At 60.0% G+C, this 15,988-nt stretch carries 6 protein-coding genes and 4 pseudogenes; 7 read left to right on the top strand and 3 right to left on the bottom strand.

Annotated features, from left to right (window positions below; all coding sequences use genetic code 11):
* The first annotated feature begins 310 nt into the window (after window positions 1-310).
* The 5 genes and pseudogenes from IVB32_RS02110 (at window position 311) to IVB32_RS02090 (ending at window position 3,445) form a co-directional block, all read left to right on the top strand.
* Window positions 311-541, top strand: coding sequence for a hypothetical protein (locus IVB32_RS02110; protein ID WP_247350627.1), 231 nt, complete (start codon window positions 311-313; stop codon window positions 539-541).
* A 569-nt stretch (window positions 542-1,110) separates the two neighbouring features.
* Window positions 1,111-1,383 carry a Dabb family protein gene (locus IVB32_RS02105; RefSeq protein WP_346658979.1) on the top strand — a complete coding sequence of 91 codons (273 nt, stop codon included), beginning with the start codon at window positions 1,111-1,113 and terminating at the stop codon, window positions 1,381-1,383.
* A 138-nt stretch (window positions 1,384-1,521) separates the two neighbouring features.
* On the top strand, window positions 1,522-1,869 hold the full coding sequence (locus tag IVB32_RS02100; protein WP_247350630.1) for a hypothetical protein: 348 nt from the start codon (window positions 1,522-1,524) through the stop codon (window positions 1,867-1,869).
* Window positions 1,866-2,870 (top strand): annotated as a pseudogene (locus tag IVB32_RS02095) (anthranilate synthase component I family protein). Before IVB32_RS02100 ends, IVB32_RS02095 begins: the two are co-directional and overlap by 4 nt.
* Window positions 2,867-3,445 carry an aminodeoxychorismate/anthranilate synthase component II gene (locus IVB32_RS02090; protein WP_247400023.1) on the top strand — a complete coding sequence of 193 codons (579 nt, stop codon included), beginning with the start codon at window positions 2,867-2,869 and terminating at the stop codon, window positions 3,443-3,445. Before IVB32_RS02095 ends, IVB32_RS02090 begins: the two are co-directional and overlap by 4 nt.
* Window positions 3,446-3,785: 340 nt before the next feature.
* Here the strand turns inward: IVB32_RS02090 and xopAD are convergent, their stop codons facing one another.
* Together xopAD and IVB32_RS02080 are read right to left on the bottom strand one after the other, a co-directional pair.
* Window positions 3,786-11,771, bottom strand: a complete 7,986-nt coding sequence (xopAD, locus tag IVB32_RS02085; RefSeq protein ID WP_247409660.1) for a XopAD/skwp family type III secretion system effector — start codon at window positions 11,769-11,771, stop codon at window positions 3,786-3,788.
* Between the two features lie 1,174 nt (window positions 11,772-12,945).
* Window positions 12,946-13,139 (bottom strand): annotated as a pseudogene (locus IVB32_RS02080) (DDE-type integrase/transposase/recombinase); the annotation flags it as partial.
* A gap of 115 nt (window positions 13,140-13,254) precedes the next feature.
* Here IVB32_RS02080 and IVB32_RS02075 point away from each other — a divergent pair.
* Window positions 13,255-13,656 (top strand): annotated as a pseudogene (locus tag IVB32_RS02075) (IS21 family transposase); the annotation flags it as partial.
* Between the two features lie 499 nt (window positions 13,657-14,155).
* Here IVB32_RS02075 and IVB32_RS02065 read toward each other — a convergent pair.
* Window positions 14,156-14,524, bottom strand: a complete 369-nt coding sequence (locus IVB32_RS02065) for a hypothetical protein (protein WP_346731086.1) — start codon at window positions 14,522-14,524, stop codon at window positions 14,156-14,158.
* Window positions 14,525-15,477: 953 nt separating this feature from the next.
* Here IVB32_RS02065 and IVB32_RS02060 point away from each other — a divergent pair.
* Window positions 15,478-15,988 (top strand): annotated as a pseudogene (locus IVB32_RS02060) (hypothetical protein); the annotation flags it as partial.

The following is a 15,988-nucleotide window of genomic DNA, read 5'->3' as shown; positions in this document are numbered from 1 at the left end:
TTTGAAAGCCCGTCCGCATGGCGCTGATTCTCCGTTTGAGAACCACAGTCGCCCGGCAAACTTCATCGGAAATGAGTCAGACCCCCGATTGGATGCCGATCACCCCGAAAACGGGGTCCTTATTCCATGCCGAAACACACATGTCTTGCCTCCGCTAGGCTTTGCTTAAGGATAGACCATCGAATTACTTGTATTGATGTCAAGTAAATGGCAGCCGCGCTTCCCTGGGCAATCGCATCCACCGATGTACCAGCGCGTTGGGCTCTCACGCGCATGCAAGCAACGCGGTCCAAGTGAAGGCCGTCTAGGAGTGCTCGATCAGAACCGCGGCACCTCGGGCGGCCATTTTTCCCAAAACTTGGCGAAGGCGGAGCAGCATTTCAGCGACTTTCCGGAAGGCAGCGCAGCCTTCCGGCGCGATGCAGCTGCGCGTTGGAAGCGCCTCCAGGCAAGCGTGTACACCAGGTACTACCTTTCTTCGTTGCTTCGCGACGAGCAGCGCCGAAACGATAAGCTCCTCCCAGGCGACATGTATGGCTAAGACTATCGCCACGTTCCGCGATTGAAAGTCGTTTCACGATCATCTCTCTGCGGTGATCAGCCGAAGAGCGGAATCAACCTTGAAGTCACGCGTCGATGTCATCGCTTCAGGGGCTGGCGGCGGCCTTCCCCCTTCTGTTTGGTGACCCAGCCTGTATTCAACGAAGGAGCGCATTTTGCTGCAGTTCTTATGCGCCGATCCTGCAAGTGAGACCGTTTCATGCACGAGATCCGCGCGAAGCTAATGACCGTCGACGGAAGCATCTACTGAAGTTGTCCTAGCGACTATGATCAGGCGGTTCCTTACTTCGATGCAGAATTTCGTCTCAGAGATTGTCTACCTTGCGTAATAGCGGAGGAAGAACAGCGAGCTAAACACCCGCCACCGCGATGGTGCAGGGCTCCTGCCGTGCAGTGGCATCTGAACGGCTGCCCGAGGCTTGCAGCTTTGCGATGAGGCATCTGTCGCTTTGGGCGAAGTCAAACCGCAATGTTCGCGATTACCGACAGTCATCTATGATTCGACACATCGTATTCTTCACCGCAAAAGATTAGGCGCATGTCGACAAAATAATCGACGGCCTTTCCGTACTCGCCAAAATCCCGCACGCACGCCGGCTTGAGGTCGCTCGCAACCGCAAGAGTGACCGGCCTGGCAACGAAATTGACGTGATCGTCTACGGTGAATTCGACGACGAAGTCGAACTCGTAGCCTATAAGGCGCACGAGCTTTACCAGGAATCGATCCGGCAGGTAAGACCGCTCCGAGAGCTACGTCTCGCGGCCGATTACAGCATGTCAACAGATGCCGAGCCATTTGGCAGGCCCTACCCGCGGGCGTAATTAACCTGGCAGGCAAGTAGGGGTTTTTGGGTGCCCATGAAGCACGCCTTCGCCGGACGGGATTACAATCGGCCATGTATCGCTGAGCGACAGACTAATGCATGTATTGGAACTGCAGTGGATTGAGCCCTCATAGCCATGCGACGCCTCGCGCATCGGAGGCACCTCACGTTCCTGGATAGCGCATCGAGACACGCGGTGCTCGGGCAGTACTCGTATGTGACGTGCGATCCCTTCAGCACTTACATCATCGCGGACGGGAGAGGTATTTGCAACGGAGAGTCCATTGTGGGCGATCCGTGGGCGGCACTTCGCGCTCTGCTAGCCAACTATCCGCAAATACATCGCGCCGATCTCCGGGCATTCCAGGGCGGCGCCGCCGGCTTTTTTGGATACGAGCTGAACAGGACGCTGGAGCGATTGCCGGTGCCGACCATCGGGGGCATCGCTTGCCTCAGGCACTCCTACATCTTTACGACGTCGTGATAAGCTTCGATCATCGCCATGATAGATGCTGGATCCTTTCTACCGGGTGGCCGGAGCAGGATCCAGTTCGCCGGCGTGAGAGAGCTCGCCAAAGAGCCGAAACAATTGTTGGGCTGCTTACAGTCTCAGCCCCTCCTCCTGATTTTAAACCAGGCGAGGCCGGCTCATGGCATTCAAACTTCAGTCGCCAGGGATACATCGCGGCGGTACAGCGCGTGATTGATCTCATTCTGTCGGGTGACGCCTTCCAGGTCAACATTGCGCAGCGCTTCAGCGCTCGCCTGGCGAACTCGTTCGATCCGATAGCCTTCTATTGTCAGCTGCGGAAGATGAATCCGGCTCCCTTTGCCGCCTTCTTCGGTATGGCAAGCTCACCATTACATCGAGCTCGCCCGAGCGTTTCCTAAAGTTTGACAGGCGAGTAGGTCGAAACGCGACCTATCAAGGGGACGGTGGCGCGTTCTGCTGATTGCGAGGAAGGCCGGCGTCGCGCTGAGACGCTGGTACATTCGGAGAAAGACCGCGCCGAGAACACCATGATCCTCGACCTCCTGCGCAATGATCTCTCGCGCGTTTGCACGCCTGAATCAGTCCACGTCCCGTCCTTATGCAATCTCGAGTCCTATGCCTCACTGCACCATCTCGTGTCCGTCGTTACGGGTGAGCTAGCACACGGAGAGGATGCCGTAGGCCTACTTAGGGCCTGCTTTCCCGGCGGCTCAGTTACCGGAGCTCCCAAGGTACGCTCGATGGAAATTATCTTGGATATCGAGCGTGTGGCGCGAGAGGTGTATTGCGGGGCCATAGGCTACATAGGATTCAATGGACATATGGATGTAAATATTGCCATTCGCCACCGTAACGATCGGCGACGGCCAGGCCGTTCCATGCAGGCCGGGATAACAGCAATGTGCGATCCGGCCGCCGAATATGAGGAGAGCCTTGCAAAGGCAGAGCGCATTTTTCGCGCATTCATTGCTGAAGACGCCGGTGCATCTTGATTGTCATTATCGACAACTACGACTCTTTCGTCTTCAACATTGCGCGATATTTTCGCAAGCTTGGTGCAGCAACACGTGTCGTCCGGAACGACGCGATGGACGTGAGCGAACTTGCTGACCTCAGGCCCCGCGCGGTTGTCATCTCCCCCGGTCCGTGCACTCCAATTGAGGCTGGAATATCGACAGCCGTCGTTCGTGAACTTTCGGGTCAGGTGCCAATTCTCGGGATTTGTCTCGGACACCAGTGCATTGGGACGGTGTTCGGCGCACGCGTAACGCGCGCCCGTCGTCCTATGCACGGTCGGTCCTCGTATGTCACACATGAAGGCGGCGGGCTTTTCAAAGAAGTACCGTCTCCACTTCGTGTGGGGCGCTACCATTCGCTTATCGTCGAATTGGATCCTTCATCTGCCCGTCACCTGACGGTGACAGCACGCTCGGATGATGCGGAACTCATGGCCCTCGCCCATCGCGATCAACCAACATATGGCGTGCAGTTCCATCCAGAGTCGATACTCACCCCACAAGGGGACGTACTGTTCGCAAACTTCCTACGACTTGCAGAGCTTTCTTGAGGCGGCTGGAGAGGACTGGTGCAGCCATAGCGTTCGTTTCGGCTGTCGGACATCGAGCCGCGGTTCGTTTGAGGCGTCTGTGGCCGGCTCGGCGCCGAGGTTCGGAACTTTCCATTTGAATGTCGAAGGGTCCATCGGCGCCATGGGGCCATCGGTAGCCTTAAAGACGGCCTCGGCCATGGGGACTTTTGGGGTCGTGGAGGCCGAGGCCGCTGGAGGCGCTTGAACCTTAGAAGGGCCAAGCGAGCGCGAGCTTACTCACAGGCAAAATGGCTGTTCTGTTCGCTTCCGCACATCGGCGATACCATTCCGGTCAAGAACCGCACAGGGGAGCTGCGGCTCACCCTGGTTTTGCGCGGTGTGAACAAGTCGCCGCGATAATCTCTCTTGCCTCCGTTGACCTGGCGATCTCGGGCATTCTTGATTCATCGAAAGCTCGCAATCCAGATGCCGCAGCGGCACCGTCCTTACGATCTCCTTCGGCTCCCCAGTGGGGTATGCCCAGGGCGCCGTCGGGGATCGCAATCTCTGTGCAAACCTCTCTCGTCCGCTGCACCAGTTTCTCGGCCTCAGCTTGCTCCAAAGCATCCTCCCTTGATTGCCGCCGCAGCCTGCCGAGAATTTTATAGCTGTCGTGATTGGCAAGCTTGGCTTGATAGCTGCCTGGCGTGTGGAACTCCACTTCGAAGCGATAAGAGTCCGCCGTGGTGAGCACTGTCTTGATGCCGACGAAAGTCGGACTGCGCATTCTGAACCAGTTGGTTGTCTGGCGTTCGGTGTAGTCCCGCTCCTCGAAGGCCAGCATGGCTTTCTTGAAGGCACGTGTAAAATCCTTGTCAGGAATTTCTAAGACGTGGCGTACCGCGTTGCTGAAGAGCTGTGGGGCGCTGCTGGGTGGGATGCTCATGCCGGTGAGCTGATCTGTCATGGAGGCATGCGATTTCAAGCGGCGCTCCAGATGGGGCATCTTCACCTCGATGCCGGCTTGCGCAAGGATTCCGGCAACCTCGCGTGCCGCTGCGGTGATTTTCCTCTCTTCGGCTATAGCTCGGCCAGCCTCATTTTGAGCGCGTTCTGAGGCCTGCTCGCGGGTCAGCGTGATCATGTCAGCATCGTCAGCGGCTGGCCGGAGGCCGGACGGTTTGCGCAAAATGCCCTGCTCCGCAGCGAGTTTGATCGAGCTCTCCATGATTGAAGCCGCCAGAGTGGGGTTGTCCCTCAGATCCTCCAAGGTCGCATCGACATCAAACCTTCCGCGGGCGAGGGTCGCCGCCACGCCCTTGACGTAGGGCACGGACTTCAAGCCCGGCGTCTCGTAGAGGAGCCGCTGAAGATGACTGCTCTTCTGGAAAAAGAGGTTGGCGCCAGTATCGGATTTATAGGCGTCGGTGCCGACCTTGATGCCGAGGCTCAGCAAGTTGTTTGCGCTTTTTACGAGGTCGTCCGCATTGTAACCATCCGGGCGGGGATCGATGCGAGGAGGATAGTGGTCGAGTAAAAGCTGGATGCGGTCTCGTGGCTGAGGCGTTGCCGGATAGGTCTCCGCCAGATCCGGGAAAAGGTTGCAGAGCCTTGCGCTGAGGCTCGGGTTTGCGGCGTTCGAGCTTTCGATTATTTCGGGCAGGGGTTGCTCATTCGGCTTCACTGCCCATGCCGCTAGGTCGTCGACGAGCAACTCGGCCATTTCGCGAGCAACCAGATGTTTGGCGACCTCAATCTCGCTCCTCGCTCTCGCAAACGTGTTCTGGATATCTTGGCTACTCACCTCTTCCTGGCCCAACAGCTGACGGATCTCTCGCCTGAGCTCGTGGTGAACGCCCTCATAGGTGCCAAAGACAGCACGCTCGGCAAACCAGCGTTGTGCTTCATGGGATTGAGCCAGAAAGTTTCGCTGCAGGCAGCTATAGGTTCCCAGGACATCCTGCGTGGCGGCGAGGATCTGGCGGGCGCGACCGAACTGGTAATTGTCGCCCTCAAGCGCCGGGGTATGCGACTTTGGCGGCTTCAGCGACGGAAGTCCGAGAGCTTGCTCCTTGCGATCGAACTGGCGCACATGCTCAAAAAGCTGCGGCCGGTCGCCGACGATGACGACGGTGTCCCCGTCGAAGTCTCCGTCAAGTTTTTTCTGTTCACCGATCGGGACGGCAACCAACGAGCCCGGAGCGAACACCTCGGTAGCCTGCAGGATGCCGACGCACTCGAGCGGCGTGTCCACCTTGGCGCGGTCCTTGCTCGAGGTCCAGCTCGAATGGCATTTGACGTCCTCGGCAGACAACACCAGCCCACGGTCGGCGTAGCCGGCCGGCCACATCTTATCCGGCACAACCATCAGAATGCCTTTGGCAAAAAAAGTCGGATCGTCGCCCGCCAGTTCCTTCCCCGACTTCTGCGCGACATTGAAGCTGTATTGGATGGCTGTGCAGTTTTCGAGGAACACAGCGGTCGGGTCCCCCTCAACGGCCGACTTGACTCGCTCGGCGGCAAGCGGGCGCAGATTGGGCTTGTCGTAGGGCGAGCGCCCGATCAGCACGCCGCTCGCCCCCATCAACGTCTCGCTCTTGAGCGTCGGCACATGGAGACAGTCATCGCTGGACGGTACGGCAACCGCGCCGGGACCGTCGATGTGTCCGGCCGTCACGGTGCGAAACAACTCTTCAGACGTCAACTCTCGCCCTTGTCTGCTCTCGAGCCAGGTTTTGGCCTTCTCCCGCGCCTCATCGGTCACCGGCTCGCTTCGGGGATAGTGTTGCAGCGCCGATGCGGGAACGGACATTCTTCTTCCCTCAGCAAAGGCAGGCACCCGATCAGGACCTTCCTGTCGGCGGGCGCGATTTACAGCTGGCATACGGTTGGCCAGCGAGGCCTTGATAAAACCGCAACCATCATGCGGCCGCAAGGCGATCGGGCCTTCTGGCCCGGTCAGCTTGAAGGGATGCTCCTCGCTGGCAGGACGGTCCGGCAGCAGCGACAGTTTGAAGGCGCCCTCCAGCGCGTAGTCCCGAGGACCTAGGTCCTTGATTGCCGGCGGCGCGGCAAAACCCCTGCGCTGAGTGTAATAGTATGCCTCTTTGAAAGGGGCCCAGGCACGTGACAGCTGCTCGAACGCTGTGCCCGGCGCCGTTTCGGCATACGGAATCGCCAGCAGCTTTCCCCCGGAAGACTCTGCCCTCGCCACACCTGGAAGGCGGCCGGCGATCTGCGACACGGGCTTTTTGGGCGGCTTTAACTTGCTTCCGCCGAACAGGTCCATGCGGTATGGCACACCCTCGACGGTGACCGTACGCGCCAGCATGAACGCGCTCGGCTTTCCTGGCAGCTGGACCGCGACGACGGGCAAAACCCCCGAGGTCAGGCGATGAAAAATCGAATAGCGTGTCTCGGGTTCCGTGGCCACTGGCCGGCCCTGCATGTCCACCACTGACAACTGCATAAGTCCCGCGTCACCCTGCGGAGGTCTGGGCTCGTGGGCCATGGTTCGCAACACCTGATGGACGTCGAACACGGACGCTGGATGTTGGGCCTGGACCGTCGCCGCATTCTTCGCCAAGAACGTGTCCAGCGCATCGACCGGACTCTCCGCCGCGATTTCCGCCATCAGGTTCCAGCTCATGTTGGAAAGATCGCCTTCGACGAGGCCGCCCGTTTTGTCCAAAATCTCCTTAGTCTTGCGCTGCAGCTCTTCCTGCCTCACCCGTAAATCGGACTTCTTGCCTTCGACATAGGGCCGGCGGAACAATGCCGCGAAAACCGCACGGGCCTTGAGCGTTTGATAGATCGACAAGGCGGGGCAACGGCTCGAGTACGGCCCTCTGGCTCGCTCGGCATCGCTTGCTTTGAGATGCCCCTCGATCTTGTGCTCGACGATCGGTTGAATGTCGTTCAGCAAGTTTAAAGCCCGCCTCCGGTGCCAGCGCAGGTGCGGACTGCGCGCCAGCGGCAGCAGAGCGACGCAGAGAGTACCCATGGTTTCGAGGTCGTTCTCAGCGGCAAAGCCAGGGGCACGATGCAGTTCCGTCAGCCGGTCTAACCCCGTGGGTGCGAGCAAACCGAGATCGTCAAACAATTGAGCCTTAGCCAGCGCTTTGAAAATCATGGCGATGTTCAGAACCTGGGTCTGCTCCAGGCGATCACTGGCATAGTGAAGGTAGTGGGCCATACCGTGCAGCCGATTCTTCAGCAGAGCGGTCTCTATGATCTCTCCAGTGCCCTCTCCCCTCGTGACACCTCGCCCGAGAGCATTGGCTATCATGCTGAGCTGAGTTGTGGTGAACGCTCCGAATCGGAGGTCTCCCGAGCCGAGTTTGCCCGCTATGTCGATTATCGCCCCATGGCACACCGCCTCTTCCGGCCACTTGCTAAAGCCGTTCACCAGGATCGCCAGTTCCCGCGGAGTAAAATCAGAGAGCCGGTTGTCACGGCGAGAGACCTCGTTGGCAATCGCGACTGTGGCTTGGCGAGCGTCCTGCTCTTGCAGCCACTTGCTCAAACCGTTCACCAGGTTCGCTAGACCCTGCGGAGTGAAATCAGACAGCCGGTCGGCGCGAAGGACCTCATGGGCGATTACAACGGTGGCCTGACGTGAGTTCTCCTCTTGTGGGTACTTGCTAAAGCCGTTCACCAGATTCGCCAGGTGCTGAGAGGTAAAATCGGAGAGCCGGTCGGCGCGGCGAAGCACCTCACCGGCGATCACAGCGGTGGCGTGACGTGAGTTCTCCTCTTGTGGCCACTTGCTGAAACCGTTCACCAGGTTTGCCAGACCCTGCGGATCAAACCCAGAAAGCCGGTCGGCGCGGCGACAGACCTCACCGGCGATCGCCAGCGTGGCTTCGCCACAGCCCGTCTCGTCAGGCCACTTGCTGAAACCGTTCACCAGGTTCGCCAGACCCTGCGGATCAAACCCAGATAGCCGGTCGGCGCGGCGACAGACCTCACCGGCGATCGCCAGCGTGGCGTCGCCACAGCCCGTCTCATCAGGCCACTTGCTGAAACCGTTCACCAGGTTCGCCAGACCCTGCGGATCAAACCCAGACAGCCGGTCGGCGCGGCGATGGACCTCGTCGGCCATTTCAACTATAGCGCTGCGGCAGTCTGTCCTTTCCGGCCACCTGCTGAAGCCGTTCACCAAGCTCGACAAGTGCCGGGGAGTAAAACTGGAGAGCCGGTCCGCTCGGCCAGCGCGGCGACGAACCTCGTTGGCGATTGCAAGTATAGCGTCGTTGCACTTCACCCCCTCGGGCCACCTGCTGAAGCCGTTCACGAGGTTCGACAAGTGCTGGGGAGTAAAATTGGAGAGCCGGTCGCCGCGGTGATGGACGACCTCGTCGGCGATTTGAACTATAGCGTCTCGGCAGTCCTGCGGCCACTTGCTGAAGCCGTTTACCAAGTTCGCCAACGCCTGTGGATCAAAATCAGAGAGCCCGACATCGCGGCGGCCCGCGCGGTAACGGACCTCGACGGCGATTTGAACTATAGCATCTCGACAGTCCTGCGGCCACTTGCTGAAGCCGTTCACCAGGTTCGCCAACGCCTGTGGATCAAAATCAGCGAGCCAGACATCGCGGCGACCCGCGCGGCGACGGACCTCGACGGCGATTGCCCTCATTGCACCGCGACACTCCGCCTCTTCCGGCCACTTGCTCAAACCGTTCACCACGGTAGCCAAGTTCTGCGGACCAAAGTCAGAGAGCCAGACATCGCGGCGGCCCGCGCGGTGACGGACCTCGCTGGCAATTGCCCTTATAGCACCGTGACACTCCGCGTCTTCCGGCCACTTGCTCAAACCGTTCACCACGATAGCCAGGCTCTGCGGACCAAAATCAGAGAGCCCGGGAGCGCGGCGGCGAATCTCAGCGGCAACTGCTATTGTGGCCTCACGAGAGTTCTCCTCTTCCGGGCACTTGCTGAAGCCGTTGACCAGCAGGGCGAGACTTTGAGCGTTGAGCTCCGAAAGTGCTCCGCGTTGCTCACGAAAAAATCTGGCGATTCGGATCATTCCATTGCGACATTCCGCCACCCCGGGATATCGACTGAACGACAATACGAATAGGGAAAGCGTTTTGCTTTCGACGTCGTTTAGCGCATTGCCGAGGCTCGACACCTGAGCTGCCATGGCCCTGCAAGCTTCCACGCCTGCCTGACCTCCAGCCTCCCGGCTCATCGTGTTGCATGAGGTGGCGTACCCCCATGTATTCCGGGCGCGGATATCTTGTTCCCATCTTGGGACAAATTCGCGTTTGAACTCGGAAGCGGCCTTTTGCAGGAATGTTGCGTGGTCCGCTCGACCCTGCAGCTTCCTGTCATACTCCACCACAGCGCATGAGAATTTAGTGATGTCGCCAGCGAAGGAAATGTCATGTAAAGCGTTATTAAGTAGGTTTTCCGAGTATCCACGCTTGAAGCTCTGTTCGGCTACATGGACGAAACGCCGCCTTCCCGGTCCTGCACCCGGGTCGGACTCCGTTTGCCTATGGGGTAGCACCGTGTCTGGTTGCGAGCTTCTGGATTTTTGCTTGCCGAGCCAAGGTTTGTCATCAGAACCTAAAAAGGTTTCTTCTCGACCTGGCGCCTCCGGCACTGGGGGAAAACCGCCCCGTCGTGCAGTGGCTTCACCGGGCGCAGCGCCCAGGATCCGATGTGTGCCAACGGAGGGTCCGGAAGATCTGTCGCCAAGGGCATCATCGGCACCGCGCGCAATGCGAGCGAAGGACTTCCTTCTATCTTGAGGCCCAGAGTGCATCCGCTCGGCGGAATCGAACGATTGGCTGCCTTCCCCAGGGGCAAGACTTGATTCCGGGTTCGCCGCGTTCGCCAGTCCCTGCGCCTCGGACAACTTCATCTTGAGCCGGACTGTTTTCTCGTGCACTTCGTGCACATGCGCAGGCGTGAGCAGGCCGCGTCGACCAGGCTCTTCCAGCGGGTCCAGACAGGCCTGCATCTCGGCGGGCGGCGTCTGCAGGCGCTCGACCACGATGCCCACTACGTGATCGGCGTCCTCGGGCTTCATCTGGCGCGCTTGCGAGACGGTCCTTTGCTGACCAGCCAGATCGAACTGCAAAAGTTCGTCCGACCGCTTGACCAGTGGCGCCAACGCCTCCGTCGATGCCGGGGCCTGCCAGACCGCCGAGTGTGCCGCCGCCGACGACGCACTCGCATGCGCCTCCTTGGCGCTCACAAGCTTCTTCGTACCTAAATCCGAGCGCACGAGAACCTTGTCCGCTGGCGCGGTGTCGCTGTCGCCCGCGGCGACTTGCGGCTCGGGCCGCCCGGCCGAACTCGCGGCATCAGCAGCCGGCTTGCGGTTGCCTTTCCCCTCCCTGCGCGCAGCGGTGCCTTTGGCCGCCGTTGCCTTGCCGGCAGTGTCGGCCGGTACCGTAGCGCCAGCGTCGGCAGGCAATGCAATGATGGCTGACGTTTTCAGCTGCAGTGCCAGGAAGTGCACGACCTCATGCGCAGTGATCCGTGCGTCGTCTACGATCTGGCCCAACAGTTCGAATGGGAGGCTGGCACCTGTTCGGTTATCGCTTAGCTTGGCAAGGATGTCGTCGTGCAACGCCAACGCAAATTCCGAAAGCCGTTCCATGGCTCCTTCCAGAACGGTGCAGTGCTCTGCGTCGAGTGCCGCTCCGTCGTTGTGCAGAACGGCTTCCTCCGTCGAGAGGAATGCCGGATAAACATCCTGGACAAAGGTCCCGAGCAGATGCACCCCCCCGTTCTCACCCATGAGGGCGTCCCTCACGGCCGGTTCAAACGTGCTCGCCTGAGACTCAATCATAAGCTGCGTGAGCGCAATCCGCGATTGCAGACGCATGTACCGCGCATGAAGTACCAAGCCGGTATTCAGGCGTAGTGCGGCCTCTTCGGGCTTCCGCATCTCGGGCGTCGTGCTTGGCAAGTTGGCGGTGGCCTCGCAGACGGACACCATCCGTTCCGAGCGCAACAGCTTCTTTCCCCACCACTCCACGCAAGCCGCATGCTCCTTCGCCACACTGGAAGCCACTCGGCTCAGCTGGTCGGGGGTAGCGTTGGATTCGAAAATCCGCTGCAACAGGTCTGCCGAATTCTTTCTGCGGTCTTGCAAGGCGGCGATAGTCGATGAGGCCAGTGCGTTGCATTGGTGGGCCGCATCGAGCACGGCGTAGCGGTATCGACGGACCTCAGCGTCCGACAGAATGCTCCGCGCCACGGCCGGGCGCAGCCTCGCGTAGTACTCCAGAACTGCCGAACCTGCTTTGATGAACCGATCGCTCAGCTCTTGCGCCTCCTCCGAGTTCTGGGCGTGCATGGCCGCATTACGGCAAGCGTCAAGTTCCTCAACCAGGCGATCCATGTGCCGCCTTGTTGCGTTGATTTCTTCCTCTGACGAGGAAATGGAGACTGCCACACCCGAAGTTGGCGGCTGGCTGGTGACCGGCGTCGTGTCTCCACCCTCCGACACTGAGGGAAAGCCGCGCCGCCGTGCAGTGGCTGCACGTGGCGCAGCGGCTGCCCGTGCCGCAGCGCCTAGGATTCGATCTGGGCCAACGGAGGGACCGGAAGACCTGTCGCCAAGGGCATCGTCGGCACCGCGCGCCATGCTAGCGGAGGGCGTCCCTCTATCTTGGGGCCCAGAGCGCATCCGCTCCACGACGGAATCGAACGATTGACTGCCTTCCCCAGGGGCTAGGCTTGAGTGCGAGCGTGAACTGCTCGATCCGGCTCCAGCATCCCCAATGCGCGATCTGCCAGATCGGCCAATGCCCGTCATATTCCATCTCTGATAAAAGGGGAGAATCGCTGCTTATGATGTTGCGGGCTGATGTCGCTCAACCATGGTGCATCAAGGCTTTGGCCCATAAGTGCAATCGCCCAGATGGCGCATGGCATGAGGTCTGAGGAACCTGCGGCATGTTTTCGTCAACCGTCATGGTCAGCCCGGACCCGAGACGGCGCGGCCTACTCCTGGCCAAAGTACACGCCAGCAGCCCAAGATCGGCCGAGACTGGCACGCGATCGCATCACGCCGCACTCGCTATCCTCAGTTTTTCAGAGACAGAGTGGAGGTTTGATTGCGCGCTGCCATTCACCGGGACCGTTCTTCGTCCACCTACGCGAAGATGAATTGCCGGTAGAACCACTCCGGCCAAATGCATCCGGGCAAACATGTTCGCGAATCTTTGGCTTCCTACATCCGGTTGCCCGGTGGCTCCCGACTGATTCGCTTCGTCAGCTTCGCCGCTGTAGAGGACATCGAACGAGGCACCAATTCGACCATACATGCTGATTCGCACTCCTGCGTTTGCATTGGGTTCAGGCTGATGAGGCGCGGCAGGCCTAGATACACCGCCTGGCTGACGATTGGCTGACGAAGGCGTTCTCCCGGACCGATAAAGAAAATCCGAGACCTGGCTCAAGCGTTAACGAATCGGGCTGCGGCCTACACCGGCCGGCGAAGGCCGCAGGTCAGGCCGCCTGGGCCTGCGATCAGGCGCTGTCAACTTATCTAAGGAGCGGGAGCTGGCTTGGACGAAGAGATTACGGAAGGTTGAGAATATCGAGACGAAGCGCTGCAGGCTTCCCCGGCGAACGGAAGCCCTGCATCGTCCGCTCCCGCTTTCGCAGCGGCACATGGCAATTCTCGGCCCTATTGTTGAAGCCCCTGTGCGCGGTGCTCGGCATCCGGCATGACCTGCCGTTTCGTCGCTCAATAGGACCGCAGTGTGATTTTTCATGGAATAAGGACCCTGCTTGAGGGGTCGTTTTCATCCAAACGGGCCCTCCTTAACGCAAGGGCGTGACACTGCTTCCGGTTTCATCGGAGGCATTTGTTTTGGATGTTGGTTGTGAAGCCGATTGCAAAGATGCGCCGGCTTTCGCTGGTTCAGATCGATCAAGCAGATCTGCCGGGAATTGGAGGTCTCTCGGGAGGTGGTCCGCAAGGTCCCTGCGTTCGGGGCAAACGGAGTTCCGCTACGTGCGCAAGCATCAGCCGTTGCCTCGGCTGGGTGCATGGCGCGATGAGCTTGAGCGGCTTTTGGCGACCAATGCGACGAAGCCGTCGCCGGAACGGCTGACGCTGATCCGGATTTCTATCTTGTCGAGCCGGTGGCCTGCACGCCGGCGTCGGGCTGGGAGAAGGGCCAGGTCAAGAACCAGGTCGGGCTGTGCGCGAGCGCTTCTTCACGCCGAGGCTCCGCTTCAAAAACCTGGAGGAACTCAACGCCTGGCTGCTCGACCATGCATCGCTGTGCGAAGGCCTCGCGAAGCCTGAACTTGTCCAGCGCGCGCAGCGACGACAGCCGGAGGATCGATTGATGACACTCGTTCGCCGGCATTGCCATTTCCGATCCGGACCTCAGTCTGCGGGCGATCGCGGCACAGCTCGAGACAATGCGGGAGCGGACGCCGGGCGGCGGCTGGCAATGGGCGGCCTCGTCGGTCGAGCATCTGCTCGATCACGCGGGGCGTCTCGGTTTAACGGTGCACGAACCCGCTGATGGCTGAAAGCGGGCATCCGCCGCCGTTCTCCCGCCCTCCCGTTTCGTCCTGGTGTGACAAATAAGGAGAAATTCTACTCTCCCTCTGGCGTAACGTCGGAGCCTGCCCACAAGCGCGGAAGACGGCGTTGTGATTCCTGATGTTCAAAGCCTTCCATTGCAGCGCGGGGAAGTTCTCTATCGCGTGCTTGACGGCGGCATCGCCTTGGAGACTGCTGACGTCGATCCGTCCCTCTTCCTAGAGAGCATCAAGGAACGACATCTCGCCGCGATCATGTTCGAACAAGGGCGCCAGTCGTTCTTGCCATTTGGCCAGCACGAGCTCGCGCCAGGCTTCCGGGCGGCCGTCCTTGTCGAACATGTCGCTCTTCACGACGGTTAGCAATTTTCCGCGGAGTTCGTTGGCGTCGTAGCTATATCCGTCCAGCGAGGCCGTCCGCCAGTTCAGGTCCCGTGTGGCCGCCCCGATCGCGAGCGTAGCGAGGTTGACCTGTTTCCAATCCAGCCCGCGGACGTGCAGCAGGCGCCATGCGTCGTAGAGATCGCGCAATGCGCAGCGCGCGGCCATCGCGACGCTTTGTCCGGCTGCGATCTCGCGCAGATCCACGACTGGGATTTTCTTCGCGGTGTAGCCGCCCAGAGGAACGGAATTCATTAGCGACGTCCCGAAGAACGGCGTGCGGTACATGCAGTTGACGTCGACCTCGATCGTGCCGGGCCGCCGATGGGCCGTCCCAGCCGTTGCCCAGCGGTGTGCACGGAAATCGGCGTTGCTCAGTCGCGAAAGAAGTCACTGACAGGCACGCCGCAGCGAGATCGACGGCCGGCCGCTAAGCGCATCCGCGACCTGGCCAGACGACCTTTTGGGGTATCCCGCTTAGAGGCGGCGCGCCATTGAGAGGTGGTGCCGCAAACGGGGCAGAGCGGTCCACGCGAAGCTGACGAGACGCGTGCCGTCCCCGGTCGCTGCATAGGAGGAAAAGAGCGCGACCGCCTTCCGATGGCCGGAAATCATGAGGGTTCCCCCTGGTTCGACAGCTTTGAGCCGGAACGGCGCTCCGGTTACTCCGAAGCTGCGGAATTTGCACACGCTGGCACCGCGATCGCAAGTGTGCTTGCCACGATGGCGATGGCAAGAGTGGATTCCTGAAGCGTTTTCACGGGCATCCTCTCTCGGACTTGTGAATTCATTGACTTCGCCCACTCATGCGGCGAGGGGAGCGATCAGAAGCTCAACTGGGGCGATCACAAGGGATTGAGACAACGGAGCTACCTCACTTGGCTGAGGCTCCCAATGCTGGCGCCAATAAACGGAAGCCCCGGCTTGGCGCGCGCCGCTCCCTTCAGTCTCGGACGTCTGCGGAGTCCACTCCCTCAGGGGAGAGTAGGCCAAAATACAACCATAGTCGCAGTACAGAACAGAGAGCGGCGGCACAGAGCGCCGGCCGACTGCTGCGGCCCGACTGCGGCGGGGTTTCTCCTCCTTTACCCCGCCGCGCCCGAAATCAGATCTGCTGGAAACGGCATCCTCTTCTTTTCTCGCGCAATCAAGGAACAGAATTGACAGTTCAAATCGGCGTCAATGGCCACTCCATGTTCGCCTCCGGGGCGTACCGCCAGATCAATGACGAGGACGTCTTCAAGACGCTCGCCGCACATAAACTCAAGCGATACCGCCTGACCATTCCTCTGGCGGCTGACACTGATCCATGGGCAGCGACGCGCTTCACCTCGATCGTGGGCCTTGCCGCCAACTATGGCGTCACTCTTGAACCTGTTCTGGCGCTTCCGCTAATGTGGGGCGACAAGACCGATGCCGGCAAGTATCCTGCCGGCGACGCTGCTGCGATCTACTCCCAGGGCTACAATCGGACCCTGGCGTTTGTTCGCCAGTTCGCATCTTCAGTCGGCGACTGGGAACTTGGTAACGAGATCAATCTGACCGTCCGTGATGCCAACGGCTCTTCGTTGTTCGGCAAGGGATGGACCTCTGCCGAGTTCGCTGCATATCCGTCGATGGTCGACTTCGCCAATCTCTTGCGGGGAATGTCGGACGCGATCGAGCAGGTAC

This window comes from Bradyrhizobium sp. 23 (assembly GCF_023073295.1).
Taxonomy (GTDB): domain Bacteria; phylum Pseudomonadota; class Alphaproteobacteria; order Rhizobiales; family Xanthobacteraceae; genus Bradyrhizobium; species Bradyrhizobium canariense_D.
The sequence above is the reverse complement of the archived record's forward strand: the minus strand, read 5'-3'. Positions and strand labels throughout refer to the sequence as shown.